Annotated in this window: 27 protein-coding genes and 1 tRNA gene; 17 read left to right on the top strand and 11 right to left on the bottom strand. The window is 64.6% G+C overall.

Annotation, left to right across the window (positions count from 1 at the left end; genetic code table 11):
- Positions 1 to 282: 282 nt before the first annotated feature.
- On the top strand, positions 283 to 525 hold the full coding sequence (locus NL115_RS19110; RefSeq protein ID WP_254830915.1) for a hypothetical protein: 243 nt from the start codon (positions 283 to 285) through the stop codon (positions 523 to 525).
- A gap of 578 nt (positions 526 to 1,103) precedes the next feature.
- On the opposite strand, the gene NL115_RS19115 is transcribed toward NL115_RS19110, so the two are convergent.
- The 3 genes from NL115_RS19115 to NL115_RS19125 all read right to left on the bottom strand — a co-directional run bounded on the left by NL115_RS19115 (position 1,104) and on the right by NL115_RS19125 (position 3,084).
- Positions 1,104 to 1,520, bottom strand: coding sequence for a hypothetical protein (locus NL115_RS19115; protein ID WP_254830916.1), 417 nt, complete (start codon positions 1,518 to 1,520; stop codon positions 1,104 to 1,106).
- Between the two features lie 84 nt (positions 1,521 to 1,604).
- Entirely contained in the window at positions 1,605 to 2,528 is a 924-nt protein-coding gene (locus tag NL115_RS19120; RefSeq protein WP_254830917.1) for a nucleotide kinase domain-containing protein, read from the bottom strand.
- Positions 2,470 to 3,084: a hypothetical protein gene (locus NL115_RS19125; protein ID WP_254830918.1), complete on the bottom strand. Its 615-nt coding sequence runs from the start codon at positions 3,082 to 3,084 to the stop codon at positions 2,470 to 2,472. Before NL115_RS19125 ends, NL115_RS19120 begins: the two co-directional genes overlap by 59 nt.
- Positions 3,085 to 3,370: 286 nt before the next feature.
- Between NL115_RS19125 and NL115_RS19130 the strand changes: the two genes are divergently transcribed.
- Positions 3,371 to 3,445: transfer RNA gene (locus NL115_RS19130), tRNA-Arg, on the top strand.
- A 505-nt stretch (positions 3,446 to 3,950) separates the two neighbouring features.
- Entirely contained in the window at positions 3,951 to 4,538 is a 588-nt protein-coding gene (locus NL115_RS19135) for a hypothetical protein (RefSeq protein ID WP_254830919.1), read from the top strand.
- A 692-nt stretch (positions 4,539 to 5,230) separates the two neighbouring features.
- Here the strand turns inward: NL115_RS19135 and NL115_RS19140 are convergent.
- On the bottom strand, positions 5,231 to 6,355 hold the full coding sequence (locus NL115_RS19140) for an MBL fold metallo-hydrolase (protein WP_254830920.1): 1,125 nt from the start codon (positions 6,353 to 6,355) through the stop codon (positions 5,231 to 5,233).
- Positions 6,356 to 7,162: 807 nt separating this feature from the next.
- Here NL115_RS19140 and NL115_RS19145 point away from each other — a divergent pair.
- Entirely contained in the window at positions 7,163 to 7,738 is a 576-nt protein-coding gene (locus NL115_RS19145; protein ID WP_254830921.1) for a carboxymuconolactone decarboxylase family protein, read from the top strand.
- A gap of 525 nt (positions 7,739 to 8,263) precedes the next feature.
- On the opposite strand, the gene NL115_RS19150 is transcribed toward NL115_RS19145, so the two are convergent.
- The 7 genes from NL115_RS19150 to NL115_RS19180 form a co-directional block, all read right to left on the bottom strand.
- Positions 8,264 to 8,527, bottom strand: a complete 264-nt coding sequence (locus NL115_RS19150; protein ID WP_254830922.1) for a hypothetical protein — start codon at positions 8,525 to 8,527, stop codon at positions 8,264 to 8,266.
- Between the two features lie 96 nt (positions 8,528 to 8,623).
- Positions 8,624 to 9,673, bottom strand: coding sequence for a bactofilin family protein (locus NL115_RS19155; RefSeq protein ID WP_254830923.1), 1,050 nt, complete (start codon positions 9,671 to 9,673; stop codon positions 8,624 to 8,626).
- 48 nt (positions 9,674 to 9,721) lie between these two features.
- On the bottom strand, positions 9,722 to 9,895 hold the full coding sequence (locus tag NL115_RS19160) for a hypothetical protein (protein ID WP_254830924.1): 174 nt from the start codon (positions 9,893 to 9,895) through the stop codon (positions 9,722 to 9,724).
- A gap of 96 nt (positions 9,896 to 9,991) precedes the next feature.
- The gene (locus NL115_RS19165; RefSeq protein ID WP_254830925.1) at positions 9,992 to 10,432 is read right to left on the bottom strand and encodes a PadR family transcriptional regulator; all 441 of its coding nucleotides are present in this window, start codon (positions 10,430 to 10,432) and stop codon (positions 9,992 to 9,994) included.
- Between the two features lie 407 nt (positions 10,433 to 10,839).
- A complete protein-coding gene (locus NL115_RS19170) occupies positions 10,840 to 11,271 on the bottom strand; it encodes a DUF8048 family protein (protein ID WP_254830926.1) in 432 nt (143 codons plus the stop codon).
- 99 nt (positions 11,272 to 11,370) lie between these two features.
- Positions 11,371 to 11,700 carry a DUF5658 family protein gene (locus NL115_RS19175; RefSeq protein ID WP_254830927.1) on the bottom strand — a complete coding sequence of 110 codons (330 nt, stop codon included), beginning with the start codon at positions 11,698 to 11,700 and terminating at the stop codon, positions 11,371 to 11,373.
- 43 nt (positions 11,701 to 11,743) lie between these two features.
- Positions 11,744 to 11,911 (bottom strand): hypothetical protein, encoded by a 168-nt coding sequence (locus tag NL115_RS19180; protein WP_254830928.1) that lies wholly within the window; start codon positions 11,909 to 11,911, stop codon positions 11,744 to 11,746.
- Between the two features lie 117 nt (positions 11,912 to 12,028).
- On the opposite strand from NL115_RS19180, the gene NL115_RS19185 reads away from it, so the two are divergent.
- The 13 genes from NL115_RS19185 to flaI all read left to right on the top strand — a co-directional run bounded on the left by NL115_RS19185 (position 12,029) and on the right by flaI (position 24,265).
- The gene (locus tag NL115_RS19185) at positions 12,029 to 13,717 is read left to right on the top strand and encodes a methyl-accepting chemotaxis protein (RefSeq protein ID WP_254830929.1); all 1,689 of its coding nucleotides are present in this window, start codon (positions 12,029 to 12,031) and stop codon (positions 13,715 to 13,717) included.
- 470 nt (positions 13,718 to 14,187) lie between these two features.
- Positions 14,188 to 14,799, top strand: coding sequence for a flagellin (locus NL115_RS19190; RefSeq protein ID WP_254830930.1), 612 nt, complete (start codon positions 14,188 to 14,190; stop codon positions 14,797 to 14,799).
- Positions 14,800 to 14,803: 4 nt separating this feature from the next.
- A complete protein-coding gene (locus NL115_RS19195; RefSeq protein ID WP_254830931.1) occupies positions 14,804 to 15,370 on the top strand; it encodes a flagellin in 567 nt (188 codons plus the stop codon).
- Positions 15,371 to 15,374: 4 nt separating this feature from the next.
- On the top strand, positions 15,375 to 16,028 hold the full coding sequence (locus NL115_RS19200) for a flagellin (protein ID WP_254830932.1): 654 nt from the start codon (positions 15,375 to 15,377) through the stop codon (positions 16,026 to 16,028).
- Positions 16,029 to 16,089: 61 nt separating this feature from the next.
- Positions 16,090 to 16,536, top strand: coding sequence for an archaellum stator protein ArlF (arlF, locus tag NL115_RS19205; RefSeq protein WP_254830933.1), 447 nt, complete (start codon positions 16,090 to 16,092; stop codon positions 16,534 to 16,536).
- Complete coding sequence (arlG, locus tag NL115_RS19210; RefSeq protein ID WP_254830934.1) at positions 16,537 to 16,998, top strand: archaellum stator protein ArlG; 462 nt, start codon at positions 16,537 to 16,539, stop codon at positions 16,996 to 16,998. It begins immediately after the preceding gene.
- Between the two features lie 6 nt (positions 16,999 to 17,004).
- On the top strand, positions 17,005 to 17,712 hold the full coding sequence (locus NL115_RS19215) for a DUF7500 family protein (protein ID WP_254830935.1): 708 nt from the start codon (positions 17,005 to 17,007) through the stop codon (positions 17,710 to 17,712).
- A 180-nt stretch (positions 17,713 to 17,892) separates the two neighbouring features.
- Positions 17,893 to 18,252: a chemotaxis protein CheY gene (cheY, locus tag NL115_RS19220; protein ID WP_254830936.1), complete on the top strand. Its 360-nt coding sequence runs from the start codon at positions 17,893 to 17,895 to the stop codon at positions 18,250 to 18,252.
- Positions 18,252 to 19,439: a chemotaxis protein CheC gene (locus NL115_RS19225; protein ID WP_254830937.1), complete on the top strand. Its 1,188-nt coding sequence runs from the start codon at positions 18,252 to 18,254 to the stop codon at positions 19,437 to 19,439. Before cheY ends, NL115_RS19225 begins: the two co-directional genes overlap by 1 nt.
- Positions 19,439 to 19,948, top strand: coding sequence for a chemotaxis protein CheD (locus NL115_RS19230; protein WP_254830938.1), 510 nt, complete (start codon positions 19,439 to 19,441; stop codon positions 19,946 to 19,948). Before NL115_RS19225 ends, NL115_RS19230 begins: the two co-directional genes overlap by 1 nt.
- Positions 19,949 to 20,197: 249 nt before the next feature.
- Positions 20,198 to 21,820: a FlaD/FlaE family flagellar protein gene (locus NL115_RS19235; protein ID WP_254830939.1), complete on the top strand. Its 1,623-nt coding sequence runs from the start codon at positions 20,198 to 20,200 to the stop codon at positions 21,818 to 21,820.
- 1 nt (position 21,821) lies between these two features.
- Positions 21,822 to 22,592, top strand: coding sequence for an archaellum protein ArlH (arlH, locus tag NL115_RS19240; RefSeq protein ID WP_254830940.1), 771 nt, complete (start codon positions 21,822 to 21,824; stop codon positions 22,590 to 22,592).
- The gene (gene flaI / locus NL115_RS19245; protein WP_254830941.1) at positions 22,589 to 24,265 is read left to right on the top strand and encodes an archaellum flagellar ATPase motor FlaI; all 1,677 of its coding nucleotides are present in this window, start codon (positions 22,589 to 22,591) and stop codon (positions 24,263 to 24,265) included. The genes arlH and flaI overlap by 4 nt, the downstream gene beginning before the upstream one ends.
- The last annotated feature ends 2 nt before the right edge of the window (positions 24,266 to 24,267 follow it).

The raw sequence follows: 24,267 nt of genomic DNA on the forward strand, positions 1-24,267 counted from the left end.
GGTGGACGGTATTAACGGTTAATACGATTTCTCTAACTGGTTAGCGTTTAAGAGACGAGCCACTATCGGACGTTGCTGCCTCGGAGAAGACGAGCGAGGGCGGATCCCTCGGTCGCCCGCCTCGCATGTGTGCAGGTAAACGTAAAGCCGGGAGCATCATAGAAATACCGGCATATGAACATGACAGATAACCAAATTGACTAAGTGGTGGCGGAAGTACGTATTGGCACGCTCGGCCCGCCTCGCATGTGTGTATGTGAGGTGTGGCGGGGCGGACAGAACATGTCCGGAAGCGAACACACCGTTGGATCCGTCGACGAGGCACTCGCCAACCTCCAGGAGATGGAGCGCGGCGAGGAGCACTCGCACGATCTCCAGCTCGGCCACGTCGACAAGCAGATCGTCCACGCCGGAACGGACCACGTCTCCCGGTCGGGGGACGGCGTGATCCGGAAGGAGATCGTCTGGACGTGTTCGAAGTGTGGGGAGACAATCAAGAGAATCGATATTCGCAACAACGGATGACGGGGAGTACCGCATCGAACAGTAACAATCGAGCCAAGGCGGAGGTCGGACGGCCGAACCCAGATGGAATGCGCCTGAAAATCTATGGCGCGGACATACGGGGGACGGCGTCGAAGGCGCAACGGGACAACAAGTTGGCCCCTGCGCTGACCGCGAGAGCGGGAAGGTCCATACAAACGAACGCCTCCATGGAGGGAGAGGCCGCTCACTGCGATGCTTTCTCCTGCGCCGGTCCCTGCGGGGACTGGATGTCTACCAAGTCCGAATGTGGCAGCGAAGGGCTCTGTGCAGCGGCGAGACCTCCTCGGACCCTCGTCGTGAAGGCCAGTAAGGCCGCACTCACAACCTGGACGCCAGTTACGTCTCCCGGACACCTGAAGGCAGATTAGTTACCTGAACCCACACGCCTCTGAGAGTGGTTCTATTACCACTCTCTTGTTGAGTGGTACATGTCGATTGAGTCTCGGTTCTCGGGACTTCCGTCCACCACCTACGGATTCCTCCTCAATCGAGTGTGGCGGTAGGGGTGGTCCGGCTGCCTCCTCCCTTGAAAACCAGATATCTCGGCAGCGGCCCCGTTAATTACCAGGGAGTGGGATACTACCGCGGTCGAAGCTGAGCCGGTCCGCACGCTGGACGGAATACCACGCTATTCCGCCGAAGAGCACCAGGAGGAACACACCGTAGAATGATCTCGGCCCGATAATCAGATCCAATCCTGTCATTCCCGCCTGGATCGCGTACACGACCGTCATCAAATCCCACGCCCAGTCTTTCCCCAGGAACACGGAAACTGCAGTTGCCACCAAGACCAGTCCGACGAGTAGCATAAGGACGACACCGACGAGCGCCCAGATTCCCTCGGATTGGGACATGAACGGAAGCCCGAATAGCGTCACAATCACGGTAACGCCTCCCAAGAATACGAAGAAGATTCCATGAAGCAGAGCAAAGACGCCAACCAGGGTGCCGGTCCGGCCAGTATTGTCTGACATTTCATAGACCAGTCGACTCAGTTGACATATAGCTTCGCCCGAATAACCTCAAGAGAGAAATATCCGGTCTACAGTTAGTAGCAGTTATAGAAATTCAGTAAGCGGCTTCTGCTCGTACTTCTTCGGATCGTAAGTCCGCCCGGCCCCGGCCTCATGCCGGATTCGGTGGTAGGTCCCGTACTCACAGAGGGCGTGTTCGACGGAACGGCAGGTGAGCGGTTTCTGCTTCTTTCCGTCCCACTGGAAGAGCTCGTACGGTGTGTTATCGTATAGGCGGTCCTGCTCCTGGACCACCCACCGGATCTGGTCTTCCGTCTCCTGGTCGTTGTTGACATCCCAGATACGGTCCGCGCCGATGGCGGCCCCTGGCCCGACGTTCACGAAGTCGTTCTCGGAGAACGGCAGATGCCGGTAGTTGAGATCCGTGACGAGTTCGTACGCGAGGAACTCGCCAACGCCGGGGATCCCAGTTAGGAGCTTCCAGGCCTGCTCCATCGAATCAGCATCGAAGACGGCATCAACCCAGAAGTCGAGTCGGGAGAGAACATCGTTCTCAACCACGTCGAGGACATTTCCCACGTGGTCGTTGTAGCCACGTTGGGGCGGATTGATACGATAGGCCGCGCCGAAGACCGTGTCGAGTTCACGGAGCCGTTGGCGGGCGGCAGCCACGTTGAAGGCTTCCGGGCCGATGTAGCCGCCCATCGCATCGAAGCTCTCGACACGGTTGAGGAAGCGGTAGACGACGATATTGAGGAAGACGCCAGCCTTGTTGTCACGGGAGAGGATCTCCTCGAGCGCGTACTGGGTCCCCCGGTCGAGCCGGCGGTAGACGTGGCAGAAGTGGAAATCCCGGAGCACCGCGTCAGCGGTCCAGGGCGGATTGTGGCCGAGCAGCTCCTTCCGGCGGAAGATCTCCTGGCGCTCGTACATCCACCAGAGGAACTCATCAAGGGAGCCCACTGGCGACACCCCCAAGTTCCCGTGAGACCCGTTCAGCCCGTCCACTATCCTCGAAGACGACGTTGTTGCACCGTACCTCCAACCGGCCCACCTCGTAGTCGGTCCGGGCGGCTGTTTGGGCAAGCAGCGACGCCAACGAGAGCAAGTTCCCATACGCCTTCAGGTCCCACCACTGCGACCGGAAGACAGCGTGCAGGTCGAGGTACTCCTCGTGGGGACGGAACTGGAGTTGCGTCAGGCAGACGATTCCTGTGGCGCGGGGCCGTGGCTTCTCAGCGGCCTTCAGGTCGGGTTCCCGGTAGACCTGGGCAACGAGTGCGTTCGTACTCGACCCATGGTAGCCGAGTTCCAGCCGCCGCTCGATACGCGACAACTGGTGCCTAGCGTCCAGTCGATCGGCATAGCGGCCCTCGTAGAGTACATAGAATCGTCCGGCGACCCAGTCCTCACCAGTAGAGCCGCCGCTCTTCTGATCGGTCTTCCCGAGGTCCAGATCCCGGAATGTGGTCCACTCGTCACCGAAGTTGACGCGTTCCGTCCAGGCGACGGGTGATGTCGGTTCACGGACACTGCCAGCGTCTGCAGGCTCTTCGATTATCACGGTGCATCCCCCTTTCCCAGAGTTGATCAGACGCCCGAGTGCGGTGCTGTAGGCATCACCGACCGAGCGTCCGGTATGGCACGGCATATGGACAACTCGGTTTGCTGACAGTTATTGGTATCGAACGTTTAACCCTGCTTTCGGAAGCTGAGGGCTGTGGAACGGGCGGAACTAAGGCATCGGACACACACAGCCAACATACGCACGCGACCGACCAATCCAGGATCCCACAAACACGGCGGGGTATGAACAGAATTATGTCCGGGAGGGCGCTTCGCTTCGATGAGGGGCCTTAGCTCAGCTCGGACAGAGTGCGTGGCTTCGGACCACGTTGCCGGGGGTTCAAATCCCTCAGGCCTCGTGAACCCGCCGAGCGATAGCGAGGCGTGGTGACCATCGCTGAGGATTTGACCCCTGAGAGACGAGCGGCGCGAGCGAAGTGACTGGGCCTACGGGCGCGCCGCCGCCCGGCTCGTCGCGCTGGACAAACGCCGGGCGGAGTCCTCGACGTTCCAGGCATGGCTCGACGAGTACGCCGTCGACGCGCTCCAGCGGAAAGACGAGTGGCGTGTCCAGGTTCGTATCGAGACCACTCTCGGCGACCTGAAGTCGGCCGCTCACCCCAGCATGGGGCGGGTGCTGCGCGATGGGTACTCCGCCTGGTTCGTGATGGCCACGACGCTGCCGCGTTCCATGAGATGCTCGTCGAGTGGTCGAATCGTGGGGAATCCGAGACCTCGAAAGCTGGCGTCGTCCTCGGTTCGACGGAGTGACTCGGTACTGGCAACGCTCGGCAGCGATGGCAGTCTTTAAATACAGGTAGACTTCTTACCGCCACGTGGCGCTGGTTCAGCCCTCCCGTCATAGTGCACGATGTCCGTGGACGGCTGGGTCGGCGTCTTCTGTTCCCGCAGGACTGGGATGCCCCCTGGAGAGTGTGCCCAAACCGGCGGAAAACCACACCCCACACCGTTCAGCCCTACCCACAGCGCGCGCTGAACCTGGGCACGTATCGAGGGGCAGCGGCAGGTGATACGAGGTACGTCGAGTACCCCACCGACGGTCATATCGCGGGGGCCCCGGGAGTTCTCCGGGAGGCAGCTCCACGGAAGGCGGCCAACGTAGCTGCCAGCGCAGCTGACCACGGCGAAATCCAGGGCGACGGGAACAACGAGTACAAACTTGGCAACGCCGATGAGGACCGGTGGGACGTGACGTTCACCAGGGAGCCGTTCGGCTGCAAGATGTGGTATCCCACGACCGGGGACGACAGCCAGGACGATGTCGCCGAGAAGATACGTAACGCCCCCACTCACTTCGAGGGATGGTCAGTACCGTCCAGTCAGCAAGAGGGAACCGCCCGAATCATTGTCCAGACACAGCGGCGAGTCGCGCCGGGCGAGCTGACAGCGAAGCGAGCTCATCGTGCCGGTTCGGTGGCCGACCTGGCGTAACGACCCAGTGAAGAGATGCCTGTATGACCGCGTGAATCTTTTAGTAGCGACCACCGGCCTCTGCCACCGGGCTAGCACGGCGAGTGATTCTCCCCTCACTCCCCCCACTCGCCAGTGCCAGCCCTATTGTCCACCAGCCCGCCGACTCACCGCAGGTCACTCTCACGCTCTCGACGCCCGCCGGGGGAACTGCCCGGATCGACATCCAGAATCCCGGGTCGACTCCGGATGTGGAACGGAACTCGATTCAGCAGGGGTATGAAACACAGCTGACCCACTCGAGCGGACTGGGACTCTGGCTTATCCAGTGGCTTGTCGAGAACAGCTACGGGAGACTCAGCTTCCCGAAAACGACCGACGACGAGGCCACGCTTCGAATCGAGTTGACCCGTCTACCCTCCTGATTGGTCCATCGGTTCGTGATGAGCAACACCCGGAAACGCTCGACACTCTCGATAGACCCTCCCGGACGCCAGGGTGTTGAACGAGGGGAATCGCAGGTCCATTGAGACACCGGTCGCAGCTACTGAGTGGCCTCGGCTGTCGAGACCCGGTTCCAGCTCAGCCAGCCCTCGGTCGGATTCGGTTCTCGACCCCACGTTCGTTCGCTTGACACGCTGGAGGTTCGGTGGAGGACCCGGAGATTCGTGGTCGCGGTGGGGTCTCGCGTGCCACGAAACTTCGCGGATGCGTTAGTTCGCCGCGCAGTTGTTGGGTCCAAGTTCGAGCGCCTCGATGTCGCCACCGGGCTGTTCTTTGCCCCAGTTGATCTGCTTGATCTCGTTGTAGTTCGCAGGCTCCTCGGCGAGGCTCTCGACGATGGTCTCGACGAACGTCTCCTCGTCGCCGCCTTCGACGTAGCTCAGGAGTTCGTTCGTCGTCTCTGCCTGAAGCTCGCCGAGTTCCGTCGCGAGCGGTCGAACCTCTTCGTCACTGAAGTGGCCAGGGAGAACGACGGTCTCGTCTGAGAGACCGGTTAGCGTTTCGAGACTGTCGAACAGCTGGCCGGATGCCGCTCGAACGGCCTCTTCGGAACCGTCCTCGAGGTCGGGCCGACCGACGCTCCGCAGGAACAGCGTGTCTCCAGAGAGGAGCGCATCGTCGAACCGGAACGAGACGCTCCCGGGCGTGTGGCCGGGGGTGTGTAGTACATCGAGCGCTCTGTCGCCGACGGAGATGGTGTCCCCATCGACGATTTCGGTGACCTCGTCGAGTTCGCCCGCATCCTCGGGGTGGAGATAGTAGGGCACGTCGAGTTCACCGGCGAGACGACGGGCTCCGGAGACGTGGTCGGCGTGTGCGTGCGTGTCAGCGACCCCGACGATGTCGAAACCGTGGTCATCGGCGACGTTCAGGTACTCATCGATGTACTGAGTCGGATCGACGACGATCGCCTCGTTGCCATCGTATGCGAGATAGGACACACAGCCGGTCCCGGGGCGGACGATCTGGATGATGCCGTCGGCGCTGGAGACCTCGTATTCCCGGTGGACACGTCCCCAGGCGTTCATGCCGTCGGGAATCGATTTCGCGTCGAACCCGTGCTCGCGGAGGAAGTCAGCAGCACGGGCAGACGTGACGCCCGCGACGCAGACGATGGCTATCTCTTCGTCTTCGGGAAGCTCGTCGAGACGATCTTCCAGCCCGGAATAGTCGTACTTGAGGAGCTCGTCGTAGATCGGGACGTTCGTGCTACCCGGAATCTGCCACTCCTCGTACTCCTCCTCGTTTCGGACGTCGAGGATGAATATGTCCTCGGCGTCGTCTTCAGCGATGCGGCGTGCAACTTCGGACGCCTCGATATCAGTATTGCTCATTTCAACCAATATGACACGGCCATATGTGTATAAACGTGTTGGGTTCGGGTGAGTGGAAGAATCTATTCGACTTGCGATAACGACGAGCTAGTGTCCTACAGTGTGGTTATCCGCCTGAAACGGAACGGTTGTGGCTGATCTGCGGGGCACCCCAATTATTTCATCACTCACTCACAACTGTACGGAGATTGGCCATCGCACATTCGACACTGTCAAAGCGACGAAACTGGAGGATGGGCGACACGCTGTAGTTCTCTTTCCCGAGAGGAACGTCCCTGGGAACTTGCTCCGACGGAACCCGAGATAGTCGCAGCTCTGGGTAGTGGAACTGGCTTCTACACAGATTCCGTTGTACCTCACGTTGGTCTGGTCTCTGCAGTCGATATCCAGAGAGCCATGCACGATTACCACCGTGACAAAGGTGTTCCAGAGAATGCGGAATTCGTCACGTCTGGCGTCGATAGTCTTCCCTCTGTGTCGGGTGACCTGGACAAGGCCGCCTCGACGATGAGGTATCACGAGCCTCCGGAAATATCGGTGTGAGCGCTCTCATTATCGGTGCCCGTTCCTGCACGACGGGAGTGAATTCAGCATAGCCGGGCTGAGAGAAGAACCGGATGTAACAGCAGTGTACATCAGTGACCGAACCCGGGTCGCGTTTCCCTCTGTGTCTCGAATATCGGCAAACATCTGCCCGCAAGAACGCGCCCGATATTGTTCATAAATAGCAATACAAAAGAGTGTACTGAGTAGCTGTGACCACCAATCACAATCGCTTTACAATCTAGAATGGAACGATAGAGCGACATGGGAGCCGGAGATGCCGCTGACAGGGAGTTCCGCAAAAAGACGTTCTCTCCGCAGACATTAGTGGCTGGAACTGCCCGATTCGCACAAAACATCCCGCGGCTGATTCGTGCCAGGCGTGCCGACAGAGTCAGCGACCAGTTCGCCGAGAAAATCATGCTGGCGGTCACGGCGGTCAACAAGTGCCAGTACTGCACCCGATATCACACTGACCTCGCACGGGAGACAGGTGTCGACCGAGAGACGATCACCAGCATCCTCGAGAGCGATGTCGACTCGGCTGTCGACGACGACGAGCGTCCTGCGCTGCTGTTCGCTCAGCGATACGCCGAGACGAACGAGAATCCCGGTCGAGAAGCGGTGGCAGAGTTGCAGCGGACCTACGGAGAAGAGACGGCCGGCGACATTCAGGCGTTCATCCGGGCGATATACTTCGGCAATCTGCTGGGGAACACCTATGACGGCGTTCGGTTCGCAACCGCTCGTCGCGTGGAGGCTGCACGGGACGCTACTCAGCAGCTGTCTTCCCGCATTGGTTATGGCATCGACGGTCTCCGAGAGCGTTGCCCGATATGACTGCGTGTACCAGCGTCTTGAACTTCGGAGTCGAAGGGCTGTATCGTTGGTCTTTGGGTAATACTCGCAGTAACGTCTGAACTGTGGGGCGGATTCTCCTAGCTATTATCCAGATTTCCGACAAACATGGCAACTGTCCCGGGCTCTATGAATCGAGCCGCTTTCGGTAGAGAAACAGCGGTGGCGGCAATCGCCCCCGGACCGACCCGGACTGTGTATGCAGCACGGCTGCCGATACTTATCAATAGACCGTCATCAAAGTCCCGATTACCTCGCTGATGCGCGCTTCGGTCGCTTCCTTCAGAGACGCCCGATGGCGGAGTAGTCGCTCCAGCCGCCGGCGGACATCACCGTCCGCACGTCGCGGCCCGCTTCGACGACAGCGCGCTGTCGCGCGACCTCCATCGGACCGCGGCGTGTCGCTCGGGGGCAGGACCTCTTCGGCGATTACCCGAACACAACCGGTCAGCGGATAGCAGGAGACCTCGCTTCCTCGCAGGTCGTTCCGGCGCCAGCCCGGGCCTGCTACTCGAACACGCGGCTCTCCTCCTCCAGTAGCTCGATGCCGCGGGCGACCTCGCTCGCCTGGTCCGGGTCGAGGGCGATCTCGACCTCACTTCCGTCCTCGTCCTCGAAGGCCATTTTGACCCGGCGGTCGCCGTACTCCCGGACATCGATACCTTCGATGTCGTAGAGCTTCGCGGTGGCACTTCGGTTCGAGGCCCCCGCGTGCTTGATGGCGCCGTCTTTCAGTTCGAACATGAAGTCCTCGAGGTCCAGCAGCAGCATGGGTGCGACCGCGTACCGGGGACACCTCAACGTTGGCGTTCCGGTGGCTCACCGGTCGCCCCGCCCCTGGGTCACGCAGGGGCGTCCGTCTCCCGGTCAGAGCGCGTCCGTGGACTGCCGGGCGCGACGGTCCCCGACCGACTCGTAGGCGACGTAGAGCCCGAGTGTGACGCTTCCCAGCCCCGCGACGACCAGGAGCAGGCGGACGAAATCGCCGACGAGCGGAACGAGCGAGAGGACGGCCATCACGAGCACACCGACGAGGAGTGCGAGGTAACGGTCCTCGCGGGTCGTATACGAGAGGACGCCTGCTCCGAGCAGATAGCGGCCGTAGATGCTCCCGACCCAGAGCAGCACGACGTACGTCACCAGTCCAGCGAGCGCGAGCGGGAGGCCGATGATGGTGAGCGCGGCCAGCGCCGCGGCGATGGGGACGCCGACGATGGCCGCCGCGCCTGCTGCCGCGACGCGCTCCGGCTGGTCGCCGACCGTCTCGACGGCGTCGTTCGCGAACGCCGGGAAGACGTACAGCAACAGGGACCCGGCGAGGAGGTCGGCGACGAGCAGGTACAGGGTGAACAGTACGCCGCCAGCACCCGACAGCGGCGGGAGGAGCGAGAGGTCACTCACGTGGCGGGCCCCGAGCGAGACGGCGCCCCCGCGGTCGTCGAACTCGCCGACGTACGTCAGGAAGCCGTCGATGTCGGCCGACGGGGCCAGCGTGACGGTTCCCGACACCGTCGTGGCGTCGTCGCCGACCGTTCCCGCGAGGACGGTACTCCCGGCGACGGCGCCGAACGACCCGCCCACCCGTCCGGTTTCGGTCACCTCGACGTGGCCGGCGTACGTCACCGTGTTCCCGCCCGTGGACCCGGCGACGACGACGGACCCACCGAACGCTCTGACCCGGCCGGTGACCGTCGCGCCCTCCTCGATGACCACCCGACCACCGAACACAGTGAGGTCGCCCTCCACGCGCCCACTGACGACCACGCGACCGGCGTACGCGGTGAATCCGGAGACCGTCTCGCCCTCCTGGACGACGACGGTGCCGCCGAGTCGTTGCTGTGACTGTGCCGCGGCGACGCCGGCGAAGGTCGGGAGAACCAGGGTGAACACCAGTACGGCGACGAGGACCTGTCGCATACCGGGGACGACCGGCCCTCCCACATAGCAGTTCTGACGTGGGCGCGCCTACACGACGAGCGTCAGGAAGTAGGCCACGCTCAACAGTACCAGCGTGAGCATGAGGATGAGTTGACCTGTCGAGAACGACCCGTCGCTGTCGGGCGATGCCGGGGTCGATGGCCCGGTTTCATCGTCGTCGTGTGGCGCAGTCATCGTGTCGGATGAACTTCTGGGGGACACGGTGACGACTGGCCGTTCGGGGCTCAAAAACGGACTGGAATCGCAATCGGAAGGGCGGTCCGACGACCTGCTTGGGATGTCCGCAGGGAGTCGACCTCAGAGTTCCGCGAGTGCGCGATGGTAGAAGAGGCCCAGGACGAGGTGCTGGCGCATCTCCGCGGCGATGCGCTCGCGGCAGGCGTCGGCATCGTCGAGCTGGTACTCCTTGGTCCGGACCAGCTCGTGGCGCTCCAGCAACCCCTCCTCCTCGAACTCGTGGAGCTGCGGATACACCGTCCCCGGGGAGAGGTCCGCGTCGAACACCCGCCCCAGGTCCTCCATCAGCCGCTTCCCGTTCGTCTCCGTCGACCGATGGGCCACCAGCGTCAGCAGAATCTCGCCCAGGTCACCCTTCACCGTCTCCTCGCTGAACGCGAACTCACCCGCCGGCGCGAACGACTCCAGCACCTCCGACAGAAACTCGTCCGCCAACTGCACCGAATCCGGAGTGGCTTCCTCGTCGTTCGTTCCGGTGACCTCCGCGTAGAGACGCTGCAAGTCGGAACTCGAGCCCTCTGCTTCACGAGTGCTGTCAGATCGTGACGACATGATCGTGACTGGGGGATATCGGTACGGGTTAAAAACCTCCGAGGGGCGTTATCCGAGCATGAAAACCCCGTTTATCAACGGTATGGATATGTTTCCGTTACAGGAGATATATTATCTCCGGAACAGCTAGAATAATCAGATGACCGCCGTCACGCCTCCGTCGCGCGCACGTCTGACGAAGCATGTGTCGGACAGGGACGAGGCTGCGACGGGAAGGTCTACGAGGGTGAATCAGGACGAGCGTCCCTGGGTCACGAGCGGTGGAGAACGTCGGCATCGTCGTCGGTGGCGTCGTCGGGCGACCGGGAGGGCCGCGAACTGCTGTCGCCGGTGTGTCCGCGCCCCGAGGAACGGACTCACTGCGAGTGTGGGAGACGGGGTGAGCAGAGGACGAACAGGTCAGTCTCGGCGTCGGACGGCGTCGAGCAGTGTGTGACCGTCCTGGCCATCCGGCGGTGGACGTCCCGGGCGGCGACGGCTTCCTGCTGGTCGACATCGCCGGCAGCCTCCACCGACCGCCAGATGCTGCCGGGGAGATGGAACACGGTACCCGGCATCTCGCACTGGACCGGGACCCCGACCGACCGGAGTTCCTCCTCCCGACGCTGACCCTCGTGCTCGACCTTGGCCAGCGCGACCCGCAACTCGCGCCGGGAGACCGGGTGTTCGACCGAGACCTGTTCGATGAGTTCGCCGAAGTGCCACTCCACCGTCGCCCGCAGGTCACGACTGTCGGCCACCTCACCCCCCGTCGAGGAGGACCCACCGCCCGGACGCTCGGGTGCCATACTCCTCGTCCGTATCCATCCTCAATAGTCCCCCGGAGGGTTACGCAACTCCGAAACCGGGTACAGAGTTATAACCCCCACCGTACCGACCGGTTCGGCTCAGGCCGTGTTGATGATGATGAGGTTCCAGCCGGTCACCACGACCCCCGTGACCGCGAGCGCGAGCGGGAGCGCCACGCGCCCCGGCGTCCTGACGGACCGCCACACGAGATAGAACGCAGCGAGAACGACGCATTTCAGGCCGATGAGTCCCAGCGGTCCGAACGCGTCCAGCGCCGGTCCCGCGATAGGCCCACCCTCCGCGACGTTCGGTGTCGAGAGGCCCCAGAGGGTCGCGACGGTGTCACCGACACCGTAGAGGAGGACCGCCGCGACCCAGAGCTGGGTGTCGCGGTCGCCGAGCCGCCTGACGGCGCCGTCCGTGTTCATGCGAGACTCGTGCGCCGGAGCGGTGGTAACGGCTTCGCCCGCCTCACAGGACGAGCACACTAGCAGCCAGTGCTGCGATGCCTATCGAGAGTGCGAATATCACCAGGAAATCGACCGTCGGGGAGACGTATCCCTCGGGGCGGCGCTCTCCCGGTCTCCCGGCCTGCTGGAAGGATTCCTCCGTCGCCATGACGGGGATATCGACCTTCACCCTGAAGACGCCTCGCCGCGTTTCGAGTTTCGATTCGGGCAACGCCCCCTCGCCGACCGTTTCGAGCGCTGAGTCCGTGTCACGACTTATGCCCGGTACTAGTGACGTTCCGGTAACATGCTGGGACTCGTCGAACGCATCCGCGCACGAATCGGTGGCCGTGAACGGTACCCGCTCCGCAGTGACGGTGGCCAGGAGATGGACGGAGGAGAAAGCGCGGCAGTCCTCGACCCGAGTGCGCCGGACGGTGCCGATACCGAGGAGCCGACCGCGGACTCGAGCCCCACGACCACGTCGGACCAGCCGGGCGCGGCCGATGCGGTGAACGGCGCGGCGGGAGCGACCAACGGGCCGACGACCGAAGCGGGGCCGATGGCCGCCGCCGGACACGCCCAGTTGCTCGACGCGGTCGGCGTGCCCGCGTTCGTCCTCGACGCCGACGGGACGGTGGCGGGCTGGAACGACGCCATCGTGGAGTTGACGGGCGCGACACGCGAGGAGGCCATCGGCCACGCCCACGTCTCCGAACTGTTCTATCCGGACGGCCGGCGGGCGAAGACGCTCGCCGACAAGGTGACCGAGGCCCCCCAGCGCGCCGCCAGCGAGTTCGGCGTCGGGGTCAAGGACCCGTCGGTCCCCCGCTACGGCGACACCAGCACGATGGTCGACCAGTACGGGGACGAGAAGCACATCGACTTCCACGCGACGCCGCTGTACGACGGCGATGAGTTCGTCGGCGTGCTGGAGGTGGTCATCGACCGGACCGAGGAGGTCCGCGAGCGCGAGGCCGTCGAGGCGCTCGTCGGCGAGGTCCGGGACACCGCCCACACCATCGGCGAGGGCGACCTCGACGCTCGTGTCTCGCGCGAGGACGAGTTCGCGGCCCTCGACGACGATCTGCTCGCGGTCGTCACCGCGGTCAACGAGATGGCCGACAACCTCGCCGACCTCGTGGCGGAGGTGACCGAACAGACCCACGAACTCGAGACGGGCGCGGAGGCCGCCACGTCCGCCGCCGAGGCCATCTCCACGACGGTCACCGAGCAGAACGAGAGCCTGGAGGAGAGCGTCCACGAGATCCGGAACTTCTCGGCCGGGATGGAGGAGGTCGCGGCCACGGCCGACCGCGTCAACGACGCCACGACGACCGCCCGGGAGGCCGCGACCGACGGCCTCGAAGCCAGCGAGGAGGCTCGCGAGGCGACGACGGAGGTCGTCGAGATCGGTGACGAGCTGGCCGAGAGCGTGGCCGCCCTCGACGAGAAGATGGACGACATCGAGGCCGTCACGGAGATCATCGCGGACGTGGCCGAGCAGACGAACCTGCTCGCGCTCAACGCGAACATCGAGGCCGCACGCGCGGGCGAGGAAGGTGCCGGCTTCGCCGTCGTCGCGGAGGAGGTCAAGAACCTCGCCGACCAGACCCAGGCCCACACCGAGGAGATCGGCGAGAGCCTGGCCGAACTCCAGTCCCGGACGGACGCGACCGCCGCGGCCACGGAGCGCTCGCACGACCGCATCGAGGAGGCAGAAGACAGCCTGAGCGAGGTGTTCGACTCGCTGGAGGCCATCGCCGAGGAGGTCGACGAGGCGGCCGACGGCGTCGCCGAGGTCGCACGCACGACCGACGACCAGGCCGCCCGCATCGAGGAGGTGACGTCCACCCTGGAGGCGACCCTCGAGCAGTCCGAACACGCCGGCGACCGCGCCGCCGACATCGTCAGCGTCACCGAGGAGCAGTCACAGCGCGTCGACGCGCTCGCGAACTACGTCGCAGACCTCTCGGTCGACGGAACCACCCAGTAGCACGAGGACCACTTCTCCGCGACGACGCGACAGGAAACCGTCGGTTCGGTTCTGCAACCTCTTCGATAGCCTCGAGTTGCTCCCGGAGACACCTGCCCTATTCGTCACTCCGCACCGATGATTCGGTCCCCGATATTCTCGTCCCCACGCGTGGCGCGAGCCCGTACACGATGAAATCGAGACACTGGCCAGCAGCGACCGCCCCCCAGCAGGCCCTCGTGCCGACCGGGACCACCGATAGCCGGAGTGGTGCGGCTGCGAGCTGTACAACCCATCGTCTCTTCCGAGAGAGTACTTAAATCATCGTTCTACTCCGGCTTCTCATTTTTAATAGTTTCCCCCCATTCCGTTTCGAACCTCGATACTGGCTTTAGTGGAGTAGGGTGGTTCGGTGGTGGTAACGCCCGGGGCCGTCCCCCAGCGCCGACACGCGTCGGCCCGGGACTGGCTGGGCGTCGAGTCAAAGTACAATGTTCGAAAACATCGAACGCGACGAAGAGCGCGGGCAGGTGGGGATCGGTACCCTCATCGTGTTCATCGCGCTCGTCCTCGTCGCCGCAATCGCCGCCGGTGTGCTGATCAACACCGCCGGCTTCCTGCAGAATCAGGCAGAATCGACCGGCCAAGAGAGTACACAGCAGGTATCGAATAATGTCAACATCCTCAGTACGACGGGCTCAATGAGCAATGCTGGCGGGCCAGTGAACGAGATTACGGTCGTCGTCGGTGTTGGGCCCGGGTCCGATCCGATTGACCTTGCTGATGCGAGGTTCGAGCTGCTGTACGACAGTGCGTACAGCGCGAAGGGTTCGACCTCCAGTTCGCTGTCCGGCTCGGACGGAACCCTCCTGCTACAGGACACGTCGGGAACCGCTGTCAGTGACTCAACCCTCTCTCCCGGTGAGCGGGTGCAAGTAGTTATCGATACCACGGGTACGGGTGGTGACGCTGCCTTCTCGGGAGTTACGCTCCCAGAGGGCTCAGAGGCAGATCTGACCATTACGACCGCGGACGGTTCACAGACGCGCGAAGTCCTCAATGTCCCCGACCCGATTGATGGCTCCGACGACGTGAGGCTGTAGAACAATGTTCGAAAACATCCACAACGACGAGGAGCGCGGGCAGGTGGGAATCGGTACCCTCATCGTGTTCATCGCGCTCGTTCTGGTCGCAGCCATCGCTGCCGGTGTGCTGATCAACACCGCCGGCTTCCTGCAGAACCAGGCAGAATCGACCGGCCAAGAGAGTACAAATCAGGTCACGAACGGGGTGAACGTCATCGGTTCAACCGGCATCTACGACGGTTCATCCGGGACGGTCGACAACGTCACGATTACCGTGTCCCTGTCGCCGGGTGCAGACCCCGTCGACCTGACAGACGCACAGGTAGAGTTCCTGGGTTCGAGTGCGAGTATCAAGGAACTCGAAGCTGCGGACATCACTGCCGTCAAGGGATCGGGGACGACGCTCTCCGACTCCAGTGATCGGATGGAAATCTTCCTCGATCTCACCGGCAGTACCGACCTCCCCGCAGAGCAGATGAGTCCGGGTGATGAGGCCGAGGTGGTCATCACGACCGAGGATGGCTCCCAGACGACGGAGGTCCTCAATGTTCCCGACCCGGTCGGAGACAAGACTGCGGTGATGCTGTAGAACAATGTTCGAAAACATCCACAACGACGAGGAGCGCGGGCAGGTGGGAATCGGTACCCTCATCGTGTTCATCGCGCTCGTCCTCGTCGCCGCAATCGCCGCCGGTGTGCTGATCAACACCGCCGGCTTCCTGCAGAATCAGGCAGAATCGACCGGCCAAGAGAGTACAAACCAGGTTACCCAGTCGTTGAACGTCCAGAGTAGCCTGGGTACTATCAACGACTCGTCGGCTACCGGTATCAGTACCATCGAGCTGACGGTGTCCAAGTCACCCGGCGCTGGACCGATTAACGTCAACGAGTCCACGATTCAGTATGTGAGTCCCAACGGCGCCAACACGCTGGTCGCGACGACCTCGTCGAATCTAGTTGCCCCGGACGGGACTAGCGACGCGACGGAGATAAACTACGGTGAAGCGTACTTCGTCGCGGGACAGGACGTGCTCGAGAACTCCGAGACGACTACCATCACTATCCACCTGCGACCTGAGGAGAACAGCGCGAACTTCCCCGATGGATACGATACCGGAATGAACACGCTACTCCCCGGTGATGACGCAACCATCGAGATTACTACGCCATCTGGTGGCACGACGACCGAGGTCGTGGATGTCCCGCAGCCGCTGACGGGATCCGCCAGCGACCAGGTCCGGCTGTAACCTCCCCTCTCCCGCATCGCTCTCCGAACGAACTCTCTCAAAGCTCCCGCGAACAAACACAATGGGCTTCAGTGTCTCCGGCGCGACGGCGATCGTCTTCCTAGGCGCCGTCATCGCCTTCGGCAGCGCCTACCCGGCTGTCGTCGATAGTACGGAGGCCATCTCGCAGGCCCAGGGCCAGCAGTCCGACCGGATGCTCGAACAGCAGAACAGCGAGCTCACGGTCGAGACGGCCACCTACTACGCGGGCAACGACACGTTGACGGCCAACGTGTCCAACAGCGGCACGACCGCCCTGGCGGTAGGTGAGGTTGACGTGCTCGTCAACGGCACCTACCGCGACGGGGCGACAGTCGACGTCGTTGGGAACAGCGGCTCCGAGGTGTGGCTCCCCGGCGAGGTCCTCCGGGTAGAGGTGTCCGCGACGCCGAACACGGCCGGGGACGAACTCCGGCTCAAGCTCGTGACGGGGCCGGGCGTCGCCGACGCGACGGAGGTGCCCACCTAGATGGCCAGCGCCTCCGTCTCCTCGCTCATCATCTTCATCGCCAGCCTGGTGGTCGCGGCCTCCGTCGCGGGCACGCTCGTCACGCAGGTCGGGGATATCACCCACTCCGTGACCGACAGCAGCGAAGATGTCGAGAAGAACATCAACACGGACATCGCCATCATCAGCGACGCCGGGCGGCCGGATTCGATCTACGACGGGAGCGCACCCATCACGGTGCTCGTGAAGAACACCGGCTCGGGGACGCTCGCGACCGACCCCGGGCAGTTGGACGTGCTGGTCAACGGCAGTTACGTCGCCGAGGGCGACCTCACAGTGACGAAAGCCGGCGGAGGCGGTGGCTCCTGGGGGCCCGGCGAGGTGGTGAAGGTGGCAATCGACTACGGCGGCCTCGAAACCGGCGACCACCGGGTGACAGTTATTGTCAATGGGAACGAAGAGGTCCTGCGGTTCAGACACTGATTCCAGATGACCGACGATACCTCGCCGTCCGACCGAGACAGCCCCGACGAAGAGCCTGCCGACGGGGACGAGCCCCTGTTCCCGGCCGAAGAGTCGTCGGAGAGCCCAGCCGAGGACGGGCCGCCGGAGGGGCGCCCCGAGAAGGGACGGGTCCTCTCGCCCAACGACCTCGACATCACCGACGACGAGGCCGTCGAGGAGATAGACGACGGGCGATTCGTCGTCTCCGCGGGCGGCGGCCCGCCGAACGTACCGGACGACCCGCCCGACCCCGCCGACGGCGGGAGCGGTGCGGACGAGGTCGGTGGGGCCGGCATCGCCGGGAGCAGCCAGCAGGGTGGTCACGGCGCCCCGGGCGCCGGCGGGCCGGCGAGCCCCGAGGCCGCCCGGAACCTGCTGGGCGAGGAACTCGGGCGGACCCGGGCACGCTACGGTATCGACGTGGTCGGGCGGTTCGACGGGGAGTCCGCCCGGCATCGGACCGTCTCCAACGACGTGGTGGCGACGTTCGAGAACCTGGTGCTCTGGTACGCGCGCCACGTCTCCGACGACACGCCGGCCGAGGAGGTCATCGAGATCCTCCTCCGTGAGGCGAGCGTGGTTCCGGACCCGGGGACGCCGAACCTGAAGGAGCTCCTGGACAAGCACGACCTGACCCCGCACGACTCCATCGCGGAGCTGGTCGCGGCCATCACGGCCGAATCCGGCGACTGACTCGGCCGTTCGGCGGGCCGTCGCTCCCACGACGTTCGCAGCCACGGCACGAGCAGCGACGAGCGGGTCGTCGGCCCGCCCAGCGGAGGGCGACCACCGATAGCCACTAAAAGTCTGTTCCGCGTTTCGGTCGCCGAGGGCTGCCGGACGTTGACGTAGGTATCCCCGTTGGAGTGGAGTATGGAGCTGGACGTACTGATCGTCGACGACTCGGACTTCATGCGGGACCTCCTCCGGGAGATCCTCGAGGAGGACCACGACGTCGTCGGCGAGGCGGAGAACGGCGTCGAGGCGGTGGAACTGTACCAGGAATCGAAGCCGGACCTCGTGATGATGGACATCACGATGCCCATCCGGAACGGCATCGAGGCGACCGACGAGATCACGTCGGGCGACCCCGCCGCGAACGTCATCATGTGCACGAGCGTCGGGCAGGAGGAGAAGATGAAGAGCGCCATCAAGGCGGGAGCCAGCGGCTACATCAAGAAACCGTTCCAGAAGCCCAGCGTGCTCCAGGAGATACAGAAGGTCACGGGCTGATGCAGATCGACATCGACGCCCTGGAGACGTACAACGACCTCGCCCGTGACGGCGCGGAGTCGGCGGCCGCGTCGCTCTCGCAGCTGACGGGCATCCAGACCCGGGTCGACGTGACCAACGTCTCGCTGGCGTCCGCGGCGGACCTGCGCTACGAGTTCGTCGGCCGGGAGTTCGCCGGCGTCCGTATCGCGCTGGGCGGCGCGTTCTCGGGCGAGACGGTGCTGGCGTTCGACGACCGGGCCCGGGAGGCCATCACCGACGTGCTGGCGCCCGACGGGACGATGGAGCGCAGCGCCGTCGAGGAGGTGGGCAACATCATGATGAGCGGCTTCATCGACGGCTGGGCCGACCACCTCGACACGGGTATCGACATGAGCCCGCCGACGTACGTCGAGGGGTCCGGCGAGGAGATGCTCCCGACGAACGTCGCCAGCGGTGAGCAGCTGATGATGTTCCGGAGCCGGGTGCAGGCGGTCGATGAGGCCGTGGACTTCCGCATCTGCCTGATGCCCGAGCGGGCGACGATGGCCGAGGCGATGGAACCACCGTCGGACAGCGGCATCGACTTCGAGAAGCTGGAGGTGTTCAACGAGATGACCGCTGCCGGGAGCGCCAACGCGGCCGGCAACATCAGCACGATGACCGGCATCGACGCCGACCTCGAGGTCAACCGGATGAGCTTCGTCCCCATCGAGGACGTCCCGGCACAGGTCGGCGACGAACGTTACGTCGGAACGGTCCTCCAGTACGAGGGCTCCATCGGCGGCTACCTGGTCATCCTGTTCGACCAGCCCTCCGCCCGGGCCGTAGTGGACGCGATGATGCCCGGCGGGAGCGAGGACGGCTGGGGCGAGATGGAGCAGAGCGCGCTGGAGGAGCTCTGCAACATCATGACCAGCGGCTTCATCGACGGCTGGGCGAACGTGCTCGAATCAGAGATACAGCACTCCCCGCCGCAGTTCGTCGCTGACATGGGGTCGTCCATCCTGAGCCCCGTCGTCGGCCGGATGGCCGAGAGCCAGGAGCACGCGTTCCTGCTGGACTCGACCATCGAGACCGCCGACGACCGGGCGTTCCGGTGTGAACTGTTCGCCCTGCCGAACGAGCGGGAACTGACCGCCGCGCTGGACGCACTGCTGGTCGAGCGGGCGGACCAGCTGGAGGCCGACCCGAGCGAGGTGTTCTGATGGCGGTGCCGGTGAGTGACGACGCTCCCGGCGACGCCGACGTCTCGGTCTCGGTCGCCGATAGCGGGGTCTCCGCCGGCGGCTGCCTCCGAACCAGTGGCCTCGGCTCCTGTCTCGGCGTGGCGCTCTACGACCCGGAGGCCGGTATCGGCGCGTTGCTCCACCCCATGCTCCCGTTCCGGGAGGACGAGACGCGGCGCCGGGAGCGGTACGTCGACTCGGGCATCGCGGAGGTACTCGGCCAGCTCGAGGCCACCGGCGCGGACCGGGACCGTATCGTCGCCCGCGTCGTCGGCGGCGCCGCGGTCGTCGAGTTCGGCTGGAACGAGGACGACGGCGGGTCCATCGGCCAGCGCAACGTCGCGGCCGCAGAGGAGGTCCTCGACGAGGCCGGCATCGACATCGTCGGCCGGGAGGTCGGTGGCGAACACGGGCGGTCGATGCGGTTCGATACGGTCAGCGGTGAGGTGACCGTCGAACGCACCGACGGCGAACGGACCGTCCTGTAGTTCGGCCTGGTGAAATCTCACCCCGAATCGGGTAACTTCAACCTGTCCCTCGTTCCGTGCCTCGAACTGGTCCTGAAGTAATAGGTGGATGCCGGACAAGTGGAATCAACTCATGCCTCTCACCAGTGAACCCTCAGGACGGGCCCCCCACCCACACGGCCGGGGTCCGACGGCGACCGGCCGGCCGGCGTCCCCGACCGTGACGAGACCGGGAACCGACGACGTGACCGTTCCCGGAGGTGGACACTGATGGGGTTGTTCGGTGGAGGCGACGAGGAGGAGGACACCGCGGACGAGGAACCCGAGGAGGCGTCCGACCCGCTCCTCGACGACGGCGGCGACGACCTGCTCGAGGGGGGCGAGGACATGGCCTTCGGCGACATGGATGACGACGACGGCGGCGGTGGCGGTGGTGGAGCCGGCAACGCTGAACTCGAGAACCGGATGGACGAGCTGGAGAACGAGGTCGGCTCGCTCTCCTCGACGGTGAACACGGTCAAGAGCGAGAACGAGCAGATAAGCGAGTCCGTCGACGACATCGAGGAGAACATCCGGAAGCTGCTGGAGGTGTACGAGATGGTCACTCGCGGGGTCAATCCGTTCGTCAACGAGGACGATCTGGGCAACGCCTTCGACGGCGGCGGTGGCGCCGCCGGCGGTGGGGCCAGCCTCTTCGGCGGCGACGACGGTGGCGAGGACGAGGAGGCGCTGGACGACGATGTCGCTGGCGCCGACGCGGAGGATTTCTTCGACGAGGATCTCGGCGAGGACGAGTTCGACGATGGAATGGGGGAGTTCGACGACGGGGACGACGAGTTCGGTGGCGGTGGGGACGACTTCGACGATGACGCGGACGCCCTCGACGGCGGTATGGACGACTTCGACGACAGCGGCGATGCCGACGGTGACGAGGGGAAGTCCTTCGAGGAGTTGAAGGCCGAGTACGACGCCGGCGACGCGGAGTGGCAGGGAGAGGAGGCCGACGCCGGAGAGCCGCTGGACGCCCCGGACGCGGAACCGGCCGCGATGGACGGTGACGGGATGGAGGGGGCTCTCGACGAGGACATGGGTAGGGGCGGCCCGGAGGCCGACGAGGCGTTCGACACCGAGGGGCTGGACGAGGTCGTGGCCGACGATGCGGGGGCCACGACCACAGACACGGCAGCGAGCGACCACTCGGACGGCCGTCGCCCCCACCTCGACGCGCTCCCGGACGGCTACGCCAGCGACGTGGTCGTGATGGAGTGGCTCGAGTTCCTCGTCGACCAGGGGGGTGTCGACGGTGCGGCCCGGACCATCGCCTACTACGAGTCCATCGGCTGGCTCGGCGAGGCGGCCGCCGAGGACCTGCAGACGTACCTCGGCGGCTTCGGCGAGGCCGCTGCCGAGGACCTGCCGGACCCGGAGCCCGTCGAGGCCCGCTCGCCACTCAGTGTGCAGTGCCACCGGACGAGCCTGCGCTACGTCAGTCGGCTCTCCAGCGCCTCCATGGGCATGGACGTGATGGACCGGCTCGAGGAGGGCAATGCCGCCCACGCCCCGGCGCCGGACGCGAGGTCGTCCCGCCCCGACTGGCTGGCGGGCAACGGTCACGACTCGGCTGCACCCGCCGCACCCGCAGCGGAGGCGGCCGGCGGGCCGGCGACCGACGGCGGGACCGACCCCGGCGACGGGCGGGCACCGACCTGGCAGCAGCCGCCGGAGTCGAGGGCCGTCGGGAGCGAGGGGGGACACGACCCGGCCCCGGAGGAACGGCTGACCCGGGCTCGTGGGGCCGACGACGGGCCGCCGCCGGGTGGCCGCCGCGGTGTCGAGCGGACCGGGGCCGAGGCACCGACCCCCGAATCGACCGACGACCCCACCGACCAGTAAGATGCCAGGCACCAACGCCGAACGGAACCTGCTCTCGCTCGGGCTGAGTGACCACGACCGGCTGAACAAGGAGCTGGGCGGCGGTATCCCCAGGGGGAGCATCGTCCTCGTCGAGGGCGACTACGGTGCCGGCAAGAGCGCGCTCTCACAGCGGCTCGCCTACGGGTTCTGTGAGACGGGGACGAGCGTCACCTACCTCTCGACGGAGCTGACCATCGGCGGGTTCATCGACCAGATGCACTCGCTGGAGTACGGCGTGGTCGACCACCTCCTGAACGAGGAGCTCCTGTTCCTCCACGCCGACATCGACACGGGGGGCGTGCTATCGGGCGATGGCGAGGCCGAGAACGAGCGGATGGACCTGCTGTCGAGCCTGATGGACGCCGAGACGATGTGGGAACCCGAGGTCGTCATCATCGACACCTTCGACGCCATCCTCCGGAACGACCCGACGTTCGAGGCACTCATCCGGCAGAACGAGGAGCGCCAGGCCGCCCTCGAGATCATCTCCTTCTTCCGCAACATCATCTCCGGCGGGAAGGTCATCGTGCTGACTGTCGACCCGTCCACGGTCGACCAGGAGGCCATCGGTCCCTTCCGGGCCATCGCGGACGTGTTCTTCGAGCTGGAGATGATAGAGGTCGGCAACGACGTGCGCCGGCAGATCGCGGTCAAGCGGTTCGCCGGCATGGGGGAACAGGTCGGTGACTCGGTCGGGTACAGTGTCCGGTCGGGCACCGGAATCGTCATCGAGAACCGTTCCATCGCATGACGGAACTGGGAACCGCTCGGCCCACGGACGAGCTGCGCGAGGAGGCCGCCCGCCGGCCACACCTGCGCGAGCATCTCAAGAAGTTCAAACAGATCACCGGCGAGTTCCCACTCCTCATCGACGAGCCGTCCGGCGAGTACGAGACGCACCGGCCCAACGTGCTCTACTCGGTCGGCGGCCCCATCTACTGTCACATCTACGGCGACCTCGGCCGGGACACGAAGTACTACGCCATCGAGCCAACGCTCTCAGGCGCGGAGCGAGAGGTGTACGCCGACATCAAGGACGAACTGCTGCGCCGGAGCGTCAGCAAGCCGGCGCCGGAGAACGAGTCCGAGTACGGCGACCGCATCGAGGAACTGCTCTCCGAGACCACGCAGGTCGAGGAGGACGGTGGCCCGGACAGCCTCCTCGAACAGATCAAGTTCCGCTTCGACCCCTCCGTCCAGGAGGTGTCTCGCAGCACCTACGAGAACATCCGGTATCGGCTCAACCGCGACATCGTCGGCCTCGGCCCACTCGAACCGGTGATGCGCGACCCGGCCAACGAGGACATCCACGTCATCGGGCCGGAGGGGTGCTACGTCGACCACGGCACCTACGGGATGCTGGAGACGACCGTCGAGTGGGAGTCCGACGCCGCGTTCGACACCTGGCTCCGGAACATGGGCGAGCGCATCGGCGACCCGCTGAGCGACTCGGACCCCATCGTCGACTCCACGCTCCCCGACGGCTCGCGCCTGAACGTCATCTACTCCGACGACGTGTCGCTGAAGGGCCCCTCGCTCACCATCCGCCAGGGCGAGGAGGTGCCGCTCTCGGTCAACCAGATCACGAAGTGGGGAACCCTCTCCCCGGAGCTCGCGGCCTACCTGTGGCTCTGTCTCGAGAACGAACAGACCGTGTTCGTCGTCGGGGAGACCGCGTCGGGGAAGACGACGACACTCAACTCCATCATGGCGTTCATCCCCCGCGACGACAAGATCTACACCGCGGAGGACACCGCCGAGGTCCTGCCACCCCACGACACCTGGCAGCAGCTGCTCACCCGCGAGGGCGAGGGCGAGGGGAGCCAGGACGTGGACATGTTCGACCTCGTCGCGGCCGCGCTACGGTCGCGCCCGGACTACATCGTCGTCGGGGAGGTCCGTGGCGCCGAGGGGCAGATGGCGTTCCAGGCCGCCCAGACGGGCCACCCCGTGATGCTGACCTTCCACGCGTCGGACATCGTCTCGATGATCCAGCGGTTCACCGGCGAGCCCATCAACGTCCCCGAGACGTTCATCGACAACGCCGACGTGGCCCTGTTCCAGAACCGCGTCAAGCAGGGCGACGACGTGCTCCGGCGCGTGACCTCGGTCCAGGAGATCGAGGGCTACTCGAAGGAGATGGACGGTGTCGTCACCCGGCAGGCGTTCTACTGGGACCCCGTCGACGACGAGATCGTCTTCCAGGGGATGAACAACTCCTACGTTCTCGAGGAGCAGATCGCGACCCTGCTGGGGTACGCGGACACCCGGAAGATATACGACGACCTCCAGTTCCGGGCCCGCGTCATCGAGCGGATGATCCAGGAGGGGATTCTGGAGTACCACGATGTCATCGAGACCATCGCCGACTTCCAGCGTGACGGCGTCGAGGGACTTCCCTTCGACATCCACAGACAGAACTAGCC

The organism is Haloglomus salinum, assembly GCF_024298825.1.
Taxonomy (GTDB): Archaea; Halobacteriota; Halobacteria; order Halobacteriales; family Haloarculaceae; genus Haloglomus; species Haloglomus salinum.